6 protein-coding genes and 1 rRNA gene are annotated in these 14,937 nt (G+C 29.8%); 6 read left to right on the top strand and 1 reads right to left on the bottom strand.

The features are described from left to right. Window positions 1–252: 252 nt before the first annotated feature. The 5 genes from bamA (at window position 253) to tilS (ending at window position 11,020) form a co-directional block, all read left to right on the top strand. Window positions 253–2,649 (top strand): outer membrane protein assembly factor BamA, encoded by a 2,397-nt coding sequence (gene bamA, locus AOE55_RS01590; protein WP_013087796.1) that lies wholly within the window; start codon window positions 253–255, stop codon window positions 2,647–2,649. 1,032 nt (window positions 2,650–3,681) lie between these two features. After that, a complete protein-coding gene (fabZ, locus tag AOE55_RS01580; protein WP_013087656.1) occupies window positions 3,682–4,134 on the top strand; it encodes a 3-hydroxyacyl-ACP dehydratase FabZ in 453 nt (150 codons plus the stop codon). 915 nt (window positions 4,135–5,049) lie between these two features. Next, window positions 5,050–8,583: a DNA polymerase III subunit alpha gene (dnaE, locus tag AOE55_RS01575; protein ID WP_013087584.1), complete on the top strand. Its 3,534-nt coding sequence runs from the start codon at window positions 5,050–5,052 to the stop codon at window positions 8,581–8,583. 6 nt (window positions 8,584–8,589) lie between these two features. Then, entirely contained in the window at window positions 8,590–9,552 is a 963-nt protein-coding gene (gene accA / locus AOE55_RS01570) for an acetyl-CoA carboxylase carboxyl transferase subunit alpha (protein WP_080611724.1), read from the top strand. Window positions 9,553–9,655: 103 nt separating this feature from the next. After that, window positions 9,656–11,020, top strand: coding sequence for a tRNA lysidine(34) synthetase TilS (gene tilS, locus AOE55_RS01565; protein ID WP_080611723.1), 1,365 nt, complete (start codon window positions 9,656–9,658; stop codon window positions 11,018–11,020). 87 nt (window positions 11,021–11,107) lie between these two features. On the opposite strand, the gene proS is transcribed toward tilS, so the two are convergent. Beyond that, on the bottom strand, window positions 11,108–12,859 hold the full coding sequence (gene proS, locus AOE55_RS01560; protein ID WP_013087491.1) for a proline--tRNA ligase: 1,752 nt from the start codon (window positions 12,857–12,859) through the stop codon (window positions 11,108–11,110). 442 nt (window positions 12,860–13,301) lie between these two features. On the opposite strand from proS, the gene AOE55_RS01555 reads away from it, so the two are divergent. After that, window positions 13,302–14,861, top strand: a 16S ribosomal RNA gene (locus tag AOE55_RS01555). Window positions 14,862–14,937 lie beyond the last annotated feature (76 nt).

Below are 14,937 nucleotides of genomic sequence, written 5' to 3'. Positions count from 1 at the left end.
TTTTTCTCTTATTCTTAAGAGAGTTCTTTTTATGGAATAAAAAAAGATGAATTTTAAAAATAGATTATAGAAGATTCATTATAAAAGGATTTTTCTGTATCTAGAGAAGGTGCATAAATTTATATCAAAAAAGTTCTTTATGTATTAATTCTTCAGACAAAAATGATCAAAAAGTTTTCAATCTAATAAAATATTAAATTTTTCTCGTTAAAAAAATTGATTCTTAATAAAATCTCTTCAAAATATAAATATATGAAGATGAAAATCATATTGATTCTACTCTTGATATGTACTGGAAATCCTTCAAAAAATAACGTCTTTTTAAATATAAATCTAAAAAATTATTTAAAACAAATAAAAAAACAAATTATCAGTTCTACATTTTTCCATCTTCCATCTCAAAAAATCGATGAAAATCGAATAAGAAAATTAAAAGATATCGTCTATAACTTGTTTTACATAAAAAAAAATTCGTCTGTTCTAAAAACATACGAAAATCAATTTTTTTCTCCTTCTAGACAAAATGAGTCAACTATCAAAATAATAAATTTTCGAGGAAATAAACTCTTAAGTGCAAAAGTTCTAAAAGAAAAATTAGAACAATGTAATATTGAAGTAGATCAGAAATTAAATGAAAAAAAACTATATTGTTTCAAGAAAAATTTATATCAACTTTATTATTTTTTAGGAAGATACGATGCTAAGATATCTGTTAGAATCAAATCTTTATCGAATCGTTATATCTCTCTTGATTTGATACTAGATGAAGGAAATCAATTTAAAATTAGTCAAATCAGAATTTTCGGAAATAAACATTTCCGAACTGAAAAATTAATCAATCTATTCTCTTTAAGAAGTATAGAAAGCTCGAACGTTTTAAAATATGGAGAGGATCGATTGAATTTAGGTTTGAAGGAATTAAGATCATTTTATATGAATCATGGATATGTACGATTTAGAATTGATCATATTTGGATTAATTTAACAGAAAATAAAAGTGTACACATTAACATCCGAATAAACGAAGGAGAACAATATAGATTGAATAAGATTGAATTTCGGGGAAAAATAGACGATGCATACTTACAAAAACTAAACGGTTTGATCAATGATACTAAAAATCAATCTATCTTTCGAGAAAGAAAAATTGGAGAAATTCAAAAGAAAATAGAAAGATTTCTTTGTTCCCTTGGATATATCAATCCCTTTATTAGAACAGATTACAAAATTGATGATATAAAGAAGATAATTCAAATCTTTTTCGATATTGATATGGGAAAACAATATCTTGTAAAAGAAATAAAGTTTTTTGGAAATTTATCCATTCAAGATAAAGTTTTACGAAGAAAAGTCCCTAAAATGGAGGATAAACCGATCGATATTAACCTAATACGAGCTGGTCAATTTAATCTAGAAAGAACTGGATTTTTTGAGAAAGTTAATTGTTCAATCGAGATTTTACCAAAATTTCAAAACAAAGTGAATGTGATTTACCAAGTAAAAGAAGTATATCTTAATCTTATTAGTATGGGAATAGGGATGAACAAAGAGAATGGAATCAATCTTTATGGAAGTATGCAAAAAAAAAATTGGTTTGGACTTGGAAATTCAGTAAATTTAAAAGGTGTTAAAAACGATTATTCTAAACTAATTCATCTTTCTTTTTTCAATCCAAAATATATTCGAAACAAAGTTGGACTTCACTCTAAAGTTCTTTATAATCACCTATTTTCTAAAGATTCCAATTTATTATTGTATGACAATATAACTTTTAATCTGAATACTTTCTTAGGTTTCCCAATCACTAAAAAAGACGTTTTTAATATAGGATTGGAAATTACGAAGAACTTTGTGTCTAACATGAAACCTGAAGTTCACTTGTTGAAATACTTCAAGTCTATGGAAAATCAAAACATCTTTCTAAAGAAAGACGCTCATTATGAAATAAAAGATATTTCCTTAAATTTTAGTTGGAATCGAGAAGATTTAGATGATAAAATCTTTCCAAAATCTGGAAAAAAAATTTCGGTCAGTAGTAAACTCTCCATATTTAATTCTAATAGTCGATATTTCAAAAGCATATTGGATATTAAAAATTATTTTCCAATAGATTTGAGAAAAAATTGGATATTTTTCTTTAGAACGATAATAGGTTACGGAAATTCTAAAAGACATTTTCCTTTCTACGAAAATTTTCATTCTTCTGAAGATCACTTGATTCGAGGATTTCAATCAGATAGTATTGGACCTAAATCCGTTCTTTTTCAAATCGGTAAAGATGGATCTTTTCATCCACAACTCGACCTTGACGTGCAACGTTCAATTGGTGGTAATTTCATAATAATGAATTTTTTAGAATTGATTATTCCAAACTTATTTTTTTTTGAAAAATATCAAGAAAATGTAAGAACCTCGTTTTTTATCGATTCTGGAACAATTCGGGAAGTAGGAAAGCAAAAAATTTCTGAATTTTTAGGAAAAAAAATACCAGACTATGAAAAAACATCTGGTTTAAGAGTATCTACTGGATTTGTTTTAAGATGGATTTCTCCAATCGGATTAATCAACTTTTCATATGCAATTCCAGTGAAATACTTTCAACAAGATAAATTGGAAAAATTTCAATTTAATATCGGAAGGGTGTGGTAAAAAATAAGATATTCTTATTTGTATCTATACGATCGAAAAAATTCATCAGAAATTAATATTTTTTAAAACAAATCCATCGATTATCTTAAAAAGTTCAGTATTCTTATAGACTAAAACAAATTGTATAACAGATAAAAGTATGGATCTCACATCTTTCCATCTTTTCTAAGGAGAAAACTCTATCACAAAAAAGCACACATCGATTATATACGATTTTTTCAAATTTTAGAATAACCAAAATCATCTCTTCTTTTTTTTGAATGATATGAAAATTGATCAATTTATTACTCTGTTTATAATCTCTTTTAAAAGATCGTATTTTATGATTCTTATAGAATTTCATTAATGTTTAAGAATTTTTTTCAATCTTATTGAATTCGTATCTTTTTTAGAGATACATTAAAAATTATTCTTTTTTTAATATTATTATCTTATATCCTAAAAAAGAACACGAAATAATAGTAAATCGAACAAATTGAATGGATTTTTAGAGATGTTTTTTTAAATTGATTTTTTAACTGTTTATCAGAAAAAAGTGTTAGAATTAATCTCGATATCAAAATGTGTTCCTGAAAATAAAAATTGACAAATCTCAAAAATACTATCAAAAAAATCGATAAGATATTTGATTGGATATTTAAAAACAAAGGAGAGATTTAAGAGAATGTACTTTTTAAATTTTTGTAACGAAGAACGTTTCCAAATCTCGATTTAGATGATCAATTGGATCAATTGTGTTACTTAGTTACTCAACTTACTCATAATCGAATCGAAAAAAAGATTCGAAATTCAACTTTATTTCTGAAAAAAGGAGGAGAAAAATCATTTTGTTAAATATTGTTCTTTTCTTCAATTTTTATTAAATTAATAATAAAAATACTCCTTTCAGAAAAAATATCAAAAAAGATATCTCGCATTAAAAGTAACTTTGAATTATGAATAATCCATGAGCATTTCTTTCGATAAGATTGAACATTTTAAAACTTTTGATTATTCAATTATTTTATAATTGACGTAGATATTAAAAATAGTATGAATGAAAAAAATGTTCTTAATATAGAAGAAATTTTAAATCTACTACCACATCGTTATCCTTTCCTTTTAGTTGATCGGATTTTAGACTTTAAAAAAGGAGAATACTTACGTGCAATTAAGAATGTCTCTTTTAATGAACCATTTTTTCAAGGTCATTTTCCAAAAAAACCAGTGTTTCCGGGCGTATTGATATTGGAAGCGATAGCCCAATCTGCTGGAATTTTAGCTTTCAAAAGTATCAGTAAAGTTAATTCAAGAGAACTTTATTATCTTGTTGGAATCGACGAAGCTAGATTTAAATATCCAGTACAACCCGGAGATCAAATGATATTTCAAGTGAAGCTCATTAAAACAAAGAGGAGCTTAACACGGTTTGAAGGAACAGTAATGGTAGATAAAAAAATGGTTTGTAAAGCTACTATGATGTGTTCTCGCATTCAAGAAACATAAGAAGTAGGAAGGAAAATTACTAATATCCTCATTTATTTCTAATTCAACTACTTAGTAAATGCTTTTATTTCGTATAAGATCAGCCATTCATCTTTTAAATAAATTGATTAAGAAGTTTTCTGAATTTTTAGGTTCCTAAAACAGGAAATTTATAATAAAAGAGACACGAATGTAGTACAAAATAATAAGATAGAGAAGAAAAAATTATTCATTTTTGATTAAATCTGAGTAATTTTTTTTCGAAAAACATAAACAAAAATATTTATATTTCAAAATATGTTTCTGACCCATCAAAATTTAATTCAAAAATTGACGATTTTCTTTATTCGAAAACTCAAAAAGTTTCTTATTTGTTCTATATGAGAACAACAATTTTTTTAAAAGAAAAATCGAAAAATATAAGAAATCGATTCGATCGAATGGACCGAAAAATTTCTCATAATTCATTCAAAAAACTTCTAGGAATTAAGAGCAGAAAAACAGAAGTCTATTTCCTTTCATTCTTATATCACCGTTTTCTTCACAATTCGTCTAATAATAAATCTTACCATTGTTTTTATTTGAGAAAGTATCAAAAATATGTAGTATGTAAAAGCTATATAACTTTTCTTACTTATTTTTAAAGAGGAACGTTAAAAATAAGAAATTTAAATCATTAACTTTTGATCAACTTTTTATTACAAGAGTTGAAAAAAATTATATTTTTATGAAGAATATAACACTTTAAAAAACAAAAATTTTTTCATTCTTGAAATAATTTCCCGATTTTTCACTTTTAAAATGAATTCTAGAAAAAATGTATGAAAAAAGAAAAGTTGATCGATCTGACCAACTCTTTCAAAGAACTTTTTTGATATCGATATAACATTAAAATTTAATTGAATTCAATTTTTTTGAAAAGACGTTCTATGATATATGAATAAAGAACCAAAATTTATACATTTGCACGTTCGTAGTGACTATTCTATGTCAGATGGTTTATCAAGGATAGATATTTTGATAGATAGAGCCTTAGAATTGAAAATGCCATCTATAGCAATCACTGATTTCGTCAATTTACACGGAATGATCAAATTTTACGAATTATCTAGATCAGTTGGAATTAAACCAATCATCGGATCAGATGTCATCGTTCAAGATTTATCAAAAAACGGTTTTGAAACTTATTACGAATTAACCATATTAATAAAAGATCACAAAGGATATCAAAATCTGGTACAACTGATTTCTTTAGCTTATCGAGATGGAAATAGTACAATGGGTCCAATTATCAAAAAAGATTGGCTCATACTATATAGAGAAGGGCTTATTCTACTTTCCGGAGGGATATCAGGAGATATAGGAAAAAATATTTTGGAAAATAATCTCTCTGATCTTAAAAAAAACCTTAATTTCTATGGTACCTATTTTCATAATCATTATTACATGGAGATTACTCGAACTGGAAAAATAGAAGAAGAAAAGTACATTCATAAAGTTATTCAATTATCTAAAAAAAAAAAGATACCTATCGTAGCTACTAATAACGTCCGATTTGTTTTCAAGAATGATTTTTTCGCTCATAAAATCCGAGTTGCAATTCAAAATGGATTTGTACTTTCAAAGTCTAGAAAAGATGATTTACGATATAGTGATCAACAGTATTTACGTAGTTCAAAAGAGATGAATGATCTTTTTCGTGACATTCCAGAATCCTTAAAAAATACTGTAGAAATTGCTAAAAGATGTAATCTCCAATTTTCATTTAGCAATTTTTTGTTACCTGTTTTTCCGATTAAAAATGTTCGAATAGAAGATTTCTTCGTCTTTTCTGCAAGATCTGGTCTTGAAGAAAGATTAAAAAAAATCTATCCAGATCCATCTATTCGAAAAAGAAAAAGAGATAAATACGACCAAAGATTATCGGAAGAAATCAATATCATCCATCAAATGGGATTTTCAGGATATTTCTTAATAGTCATGGAATTCGTGAATTGGTCCAAAAGAAAAAACATACCAGTTGGTCCCGGAAGAGGATCGGGAGCAGGTTCTTTAGTTGCTTATTCTTTAAAAATTACAGAACTGGATCCAATCAAATTTAATTTAGTTTTTGAGAGATTCTTAAATAAAGAAAGGATTTCTATGCCAGATTTCGATATTGATTTTTGTGTGGAAAAAAGAGATCTTGTAATAGAACACGTCATAAAAAAATATGGAAAAGATTTCGTTTCTCAGATCATAGCATTTGGAACAATGACAGCTAGATCCGTTGTTAAAGACGTAGGAAGAGCTATGTGTTATCCATACAGTTTTACTAATCGCATATCCAAATTGATTCCATTTGATCCAGGTATGACAATTGAACATGCTTTATCATCAGAAAAAAAATTAAAAAAACTGTATGAAAATGAAGAAGAAGTAAAGATATTGCTTGATACTGCTAAAAAATTGGAGGGAATTGTTCGAAATGTGAGCAAACATGCTGGAGGTATAGTCATCTCTCCAAAAAAAATCATAAAGTATTTTCCTTTATATTACGACTCGATTGGAAAAAACTCACTTACACATCTTGATAAAGATGATATTGAAAAGATTGGTCTGGTAAAATTTGATTTCTTAGGATTAAAAACTTTAACAATTATTCGTGATACTATCGAAATCATCAACTTTCATTCTTCAGATCTAAAAAAAATTACGTTATCAGATCTTAATTCCATATCTTTAAATGATCCAATGTCTTTTGATCTACTAAGATCAGCAGAGACAGTTGCAATATTTCAATTAGAATCCAGAGGAATGAAAGATTTGATTAGAAGATTACAACCGGATTGTTTCGAAGACATCATTTCCTTAATCGCGCTGTTTCGACCTGGACCTTTAAAATCTGGAATGATAAGTAATTTTATCAATCGTAAGAACGGATTGGAAAAGATCTCTTATCCAGAAGAAGAATGTCAACACGATCTTTTAAAACCAATTCTAAAAAATACATACGGAATCATCCTATATCAAGAACAAGTAATGCAGATAGCACAAATTCTTGCAGGATATTCTCTTGGAGAAGCTGACATATTAAGAAGAGCTATGAGTAAAAAAAATAAAAAAGAAATGAAAGATCAGAGAAAAAATTTCGAAAGAAGATGCTTAAAAAGAGGAATCGATAGAGAGATGGCTTCCAGAATGTTCGATCTTATGGAAAAATTTTCAGGTTACGGTTTTAATAAGTCACATTCAGCTGCTTACGCACTCATATCCTATCAAACTTTATGGTTGAAATCTCATTATCCTTCTGAATTCATAGCTGCTTCGATGACATCTGAGATGAACAATTTAGATAAAATATTTGAACTAGTAAATGAATGTCGAAGGTTGAAGATCAAAATTTTACCTCCAAACGTTAATCAGGGAATGTACTTCTTTCAAGTCAATCGCAATGGAGAAATTATTTATGGAATGGGAGCAATTAAAGGAATTGGAAAATCAGTAATCGAAAAAATGATATCTTCTCGAAATAAATATGGAAAATTTCTAGACATCTTCGATTTTTGTAGAAGAATAAACGTTAAAACAGTAAATCGTAAAACTCTCGAAAAATTAATTTTATCTGGATCTTTTGATTGTTTTGGTCAAAAAAGATTTGAGATGTTACATATTTTAAAAGATGCATTAAAATTAACAGCGCAAGAAAAAAAAGTTCAATCTTCTGGACAGATCGATATGTTTGAAACAGACATAAGAAAAAATCGATCTATTCGAGAAATAGACGATTTATCCAGAAAAAGATTGAAAAGAATGGTTTTCTATGGTGAAAGAGATACTCTTGGTTTTTATTTAACCAATCATCCAACATCTTTCTATCGTTCTGAAATAAGTTATTATACGAGAGGAAAGAATATCAGAGATATATTGTCTCATAGTTTTTCACAAGAAAGTTCTCTCACAGTTGTAGGATCTATATCCTCTTGTAGATTAGTAAAATGTAAAACTTCGAATTTTTTTCGAAATTCAAAAACAATTGGAATATGTACTCTAAGCGATTTTTCTGGAAATTTAGAAATTGTTTTATTTCCTGAAAAAATGGAAAGATATGGATCTCTTTTAAAAAAAGAGAACATTTTAATAGTCACTGGTAATATTGAAAATAATGAGTATACTCACACAAAAAGAATGAATGTATATAACTTGATGGATCTAAACGAAGCTAGAGAGAAATATGTGAGATGTATTTCGATTATGTCAAAAGAAGGAAAAATTAGAAAACATTTTTTAAAAAAAATTCAAACTTTGTTGATTCGTTATCGTTTCGGAAATAAACCTGTTTATTTCTTCTATAAAAAAGAGGATTCTTTCATAAGAATAAAAATAGAAAAAAATATCTCTATTACAAATGAATTGATATTTGACCTGAACGATATTCAATCAGACGGTTATCGATTTAAATTATGTTTCAAAAATCCGGCAAGAGAATGATTTTAAATGATCGAAAAAATTTTTTTAGATTTTGAGAAACCTATCGTTCAATTAGAAAAAAAGATAGATATGTTAAGATCTTCAGATTTTTCGAACAAATACAGAAAATCTGAAAGAAATTTAAAGATTAAGAAGTTAGAAGAAAGAGTAATAAGATTAACAAAAGAAATATTTTCTAATTTAAACGATTGGCAAATTGTAAAATTATCTCGGCATCCTATGAGACCGCATACTTACGATTATATCCATCGAATCTTTACTGATTTTCAAGAATTATCTGGAGATCGATTATATAGAGAAGATAAAGCAATCGTAGGAGGAATAGCTAGAATAGATGGAAGGTCAATTGTCGTGATTGGACATCAGAAAGGAAGAGATATCGAAGAAATGATCGAAAGAAATTTTGGAATGTCATCTCCAGAAGGATATCGTAAATCTTTAAGATTAATGAAGATTGCAGAAAATTTTCGTCTTCCGATCATCACCTTAATCGATACTCCAGGAGCTTATCCTGGAGTAGAAGCAGAAGAAAGAGGACAGTCGATAGCAATTGCGAACAATTTGCAAGATATGTCTAATCTTTTTGTTCCGATCATATGTACTGTTATAGGAGAAGGAGGTTCCGGAGGAGCTTTAGCAATTGGAGTAGGAGATAGAATCAATATGTTCGAATATAGCACTTATTCTGTAATTTCTCCAGAAGGTTGCTCTGCCATTTTATGGAAAGAATCAAAAAAAGCCAATTTAGCTTCGGAAATGATGGGAATCACTTCAAGAAGATTGAAGTCTCTTGGATTAATAGATAACATCATCGAAGAACCCCTAGGAGGAGCTCATCGGAACTATTCTATTGCAGCAAATAATCTAAAAAGAAGAATACTTTCGGATTTAAAAATATTGGATGGACTTTCGGAAGAAGAGCTTGTCTATCAACGTTATCAAAAGTTGATGAGATATGGAAAAAGTTAGATCTGTTTTTTTATTTTACTTCCAGTCTCTCTTTAAAATTGTTTTTTTAAAAAAATGAATATGAAACCTTAAAATAGAATTAATTCGATTTTTCTTTTATAAAATGAAAAAAAAAAAAGACGAACCATATAACTTACTAAAATTGATTTCTAAATCCTTGAATCCATTTAAAAAAGTATTAGTTGGTTTTAGCGGAGGGATGGATTCGACGGTTCTTTTACATATTCTAATGACGCTTAGGAAGTTAAAAAAGATTAAAATCGACCTAAGAGCAATTCATATCAACCATCATCTTCAAAAAGAATCGAACCTTTGGGAATCTCATTGTAAAAAAATATGTGATCTTTGGAAGATCTCGTTTCTATCTAAAAGAGTTAAAATATCTTCAAAAAAATATGGAGTAGAATCGGAATCTAGAGCAATAAGATATAGAGAAATGAGAAATGTTTTGCGTCCGAAAGAAGTCATAATGACAGCACATCATATCGACGACCAAGCAGAAACGTTTCTCTTAGCTTTAAAAAGAGGTAGCGGGCCTTCAGGATTATCTTCTATGAAGTTTATCACATCCTTTCATGATAAAAATATTGTTCGTCCCCTTTTATCTTTTGAGAAGACTCAATTAAAAAAATATGCTGAAGAAAATCGTCTATCTTGGATAGAGGATCAAAGCAATTTTCAAGATTTGTTTGATAGAAATTTTTTAAGGATTCATGTTCTCTCTATCTTGAATAGACGTTGGCCATATTTTTCAAAAGCTATTTCTAACAGCGCAAAATTGTGCGAAGATCAAGAAAATCTAATTGAAGAGTTGATTAAACCCCATTTTTTAAGGTTGTTCAATCAAAGAGATAGTTCCCTTAAAATCAAAGAATTACTAACCTTTTCAAAAATTAAAAGAAATGTCATTCTGAGAAATTGGTTTAAGATAAATCATCTTCCTAACCCTTCTCGAATACAATTAAAGGTTTTATGGAATAATGTGATTCGTGCGAATCCAAATTCTCAACCAGAACTCGTTGTTTTTAAGAAATATGTTATCCGAAAGTTTCGGAGCCGTTTATTTTGTTTTCAAAAATTTAAAGAAATCAATGAATCTCGTATCGTATGGAAGAATCTATCCAATGATATCCTCCTTCCAGGAAATTTGGGAAAGTTAGTCGTATGTCGAAACAAAAGAAACATATGTTCAAGGACAATCAATAAGATTAGAAAACCTAAAACTCATGAAATTGTTTCGATCAGATTTGACGTTAGAAGTAAAGAAAAAGTTCGACTTGGGACTGAAATCAAAAGCACTACGATCAAAAAAATATGGAGACAATGCAACATTGCTCCATGGATGCGAAGAAGAATTCCAGCAATCTTCTATAATTCCAAACTAATTGCGATCATTGATTTATTCGTTACAGAAGAAGGATCCTCCATCTCATCTAATCAGATTTGTATCAAATGGATTAAAAAATAGAAGAATAAGATTCTCACTTATTATTTTCAACTTTTATAAAATTTATTTACAAAAATAAAGATTATTTTTTTAAATTATCAATTTAATCTAAAGTTCTGTTTCTTTTATAAGATTTTTAATGAATAATTTTTTTAAAAAGGATAGAGTACAACTTAGATGAATCATTTCTTCTGAATGATTTGATCGATTTCGGTATATAATATTATTCGATAATAAATTTTCCTTATTAATTATTAAAATGTTTGGAACTCCTATCAATTCGATATCTTTCAACATTTTACTAAATCCAATTTGTCTATCATCAAAGATAACTTCGAAATTATTTTTTTTTAGATCGCAATATAGATCATTTGAAACCTTTCTTACTATGTTAAATTTATACATATTGATGGGTAATATGGCTACTTGAAATGGAGCCAATACATCTGGCCAAACAATTCCATTGATGTCATGATTCTGCTCAATTATTGCTGCTATTACACGACCAATTCCAATTCCATAACATCCCATTGTAATTAATTTTCTTTCTCCTCTTTCATCTTGAAAAAAAGCGTTCATCGCACGGGAATATTTGTTTCCTATTTGAAAAATATGTCCTATTTCAATCTCATCTTTTCTTATTTGTTCAATATTTTCATTATAAAATTGAGATAAATAATTTTCTGAAAGATTTTTAACAAAATCATAAATTTTAAAATTTTGAGATTTCATTTTAAAATTGCTATCTAAATAATAAAATTCGTCGATTTTCAGTCCTATCGTTGGACACAGTATTTTTTTAACTCTATGATCTGCGATAATTGGGATTTTTTCATTAAACTGATCTATAAAATCAAACTTTTTAAAGTTCATTATTTTTGACAACTCTTTTTTTTGAGCAATCTTCATTGGTTTTTGAATCAAAACGTGTTTTTCAATTTCATAAAAATTAATTGAATCGTTCAATCTCATCAAGATAGCAACGAATTGATATTTACTCTCCTGAGAAGCTCTTACTACGATTAACTTCGTCATTTCTTTAAGAAGAAAATTGTTTTCCTTTAAAATTTCAGATATTGATTTTTGATTTGTTTTGATTCGTTTTATGTTTAAACCATTTTTTATAAAAATAATCTTAATATGATTCATACTACATTGTTTTTTGACTTTCAAAAAATTTTTTTTCACCTTCCAACCGAGTTTAGAATGTTTTTTCTTTAAATTCGAACGAAATTCATGAGATAAATTCCCTCCAATAAAACCGTTTTCTGCTAAAATTACTCTAAAGTCCAGTCCAATTCGATTAAAAATTCTTTTATATGTATCAAGCATCATTTCATAAGTTTTTTGTAAAGACTGAAGATTTGTGTGAAATGAATACGCGTCTTTCATAATGAATTCTTTAGATCGAATAATGCCAAACTGTGGTCTTAATTCATCTCTAAACTTTGTTCTAATCTGATATAAACTGATTGGTAGTTGCTTATAAGACTGAATTTCATGTTTCATAAGATATATAATGGACTCTTCATTGGTTGGACTTAAAATAAAAGGTCGACTTTTTCGATCATTGATTCGAAAAAGCTCTTCCCCGTACTGATCTAATCTCCCACTTTTTTTCCATAACTTCATCGGCTGAATTAGTGGAGAAGAAAACTCTATCAATCCAATCGAATCCATTTCTTTGCGAATTATACTTTTTAACTTTTCAATGACCTTCACTCCAGTTGGTAACCAATAATATATTCCAGAAGATAGCTTTCTAATCATTCCAGATCTCATCATTAAACGATCACTTAAAATTTCAGAATTTACTTGATAATCTGTCAAAGTTGATAAAAGATATTGACTTGTTTTCATAATTCATCCTAACCTTTCAATCAAAGATGGTAAAAATTTATTATAAAAATACGATTTAAACAATAAAAAAATTTCCAAATTAAGGAAACTACATATTAAAGAAATTTATTTATAAATGATCTCGTATTGTAACTCTACAAAATATATAAAAAAATCTTACTTAAAATTGAATTGATTCGATATAAACCACATGATACAATCTCTCGAAAGTAAATATTTCATATTAGAAAATCACTTCATTCAATTTTTATGATTTTTCTAGTAATTATATTTTCTAAATTTTTCAGAAAGCAGTAACGTTCTTTAAAAAATCTTTGTGAACACTTGTGAATATCAGAAGGAGAAACGGATCAATTTGATCACACAAGGTGTTTCGTCAATATATTCATATATAGAGACGTAAAGGTTCTCGTTCAAATAATCATTTTTGAACATCCGATTTTAATCGAAGAGTTTGATCATGGCTCAGATTGAACGCTGGCGGCAAGCCTAACACATGCAAGTCGTGCGAAATGATGAAAATCATTTAGCGGCGGACGGGTGAGTAAGATATGGGAATCTACCTAAAGATGGGGGATAACTATCGGAAACGGTAGCTAATACCGCGTAAGCTCTCGATAAGGAAACTGATCGAGAGGAAAGCGGGGGATATGTCATAATCATCGATATACCTCGCGTCTTTAGATGAGCCCATACGAGATTAGCTAGTAGGTGAGGTAAAAGCTCACCTAGGCAACAATCTCTAGCTGGTCTGAGAGGACGACCAGCCACACTGGGACTGAGATACGGCCCAGACTCCTACGGGAGGCAGCAGTGGGGAATATTGCACAATGAGCGAAAGCTTGATGCAGCTATGCCGCGTGTATGAAGAAGGCCCTAGGGTTGTAAAGTACTTTCAGTTGCGAAGAAAAAGATGAAGATAACACCTTCTTCGGATGACGTTAGCAACAGAAGAAGCACCGGCTAACTCCGTGCCAGCAGCCGCGGTAATACGGAGGGTGCGAGCGTTAATCGGAATTACTGGGCGTAAAGGGCACGCAGGTGGTAAGTTAAGTTGATTTGTGAAATCCCTGGGCTCAACCTAGGAAAGCATTCAAAACTAATTTACTAGAGTCTTGTAGGGGGGAATAGAATTCCATGTGTAGCGGTGAAATGCGTAGAGATATGGAGGAATACCGATGGCGAAGGCAATTCCCTGGACAAAGACTGACACTCATGTGCGAAAGCATGGGGAGCAAACAGGATTAGATACCCTGGTAGTCCATGCCGTAAACGATGTCGATTAGGAGGTTGCTACGTTTAAGTAGTGGCTTCCGAAGCTAACGCATTAAATCGACCGTCTGGGGAGTACGGCCGCAAGGTTAAAACTCAAATGAATTGACGGGGGCCCGCACAAGCGGTGGAGCATGTGGTTTAATTCGATGCAACGCGAAAAACCTTACCTACTCTTGACATCCAAAGAAATCTGCAGAGATGTAGATGTGCCTTCGGGAACTTTGAGACAGGTGCTGCATGGCTGTCGTCAGCTCGTGTTGTGAAATGTTGGGTTAAGTCCCGCAACGAGCGCAACCCTTATTCTTTGTTGCCATCGATTCGGTCGGGAACTCAAAGAAGACTGCCGGTGATAAACCGGAGGAAGGAGAGGACGACGTCAAGTCATCATGGCCCTTACGAGTAGGGCTACACACGTGCTACAATGGCGTATACAGAGAGAAGCGAACTCGTAAGAGCGAGCCAAACTAAAAAAGTACGTCACAGTCCGGATTGGAGTCTGCAACTCGACTCCATGAAGTAGGAATCGCTAGTAATCGCGAATCAGCATGTCGCGGTGAATACGTTCTCGGGCCTTGTACACACCGCCCGTCACACCATGGGAGTGGGTTGTAAAAGAAGCAGGTAGCTTAACCTGTTCAGGAAAGCGCCTACCACTTTATGATTCATGACTGGGGTGAAGTCGTAACAAGGTAACCGTAGGGGAACCTGTGGTTGGATCACCTCCTTAAAAAAACAAGTGTTCACAATAGTTTTTTTAGAATCATAATTGTAGTAAATATAATTTTTTATAGATTTAAGTTTTT

Source organism: Candidatus Riesia pediculicola (genome assembly GCF_002073915.1).
GTDB lineage: Bacteria > Pseudomonadota > Gammaproteobacteria > Enterobacterales > Enterobacteriaceae > Riesia > Riesia pediculicola.
Note: the sequence above shows the minus strand (reverse complement) of the source record. Positions and strands in the feature narration are given on the sequence as shown.

Bases quoted from the DNA above. Each gene is read 5' to 3' on its own strand.
- fabZ (WP_013087656.1), top strand. From the start codon at position 3,682: ATGAATGAAAAAAATGTTCTTAATATAGAAGAAATTTTAAATCTACTA.
- bamA (WP_013087796.1), top strand. From the start codon at position 253: ATGAAGATGAAAATCATATTGATTCTACTCTTGATATGTACTGGAAAT.
- dnaE (WP_013087584.1), top strand. From the start codon at position 5,050: ATGAATAAAGAACCAAAATTTATACATTTGCACGTTCGTAGTGACTAT.
- accA (WP_080611724.1), top strand. From the start codon at position 8,590: ATGATCGAAAAAATTTTTTTAGATTTTGAGAAACCTATCGTTCAATTA.
- proS (WP_013087491.1), bottom strand. From the start codon at position 12,859: ATGAAAACAAGTCAATATCTTTTATCAACTTTGACAGATTATCAAGTA.
- tilS (WP_080611723.1), top strand. From the start codon at position 9,656: ATGAAAAAAAAAAAAGACGAACCATATAACTTACTAAAATTGATTTCT.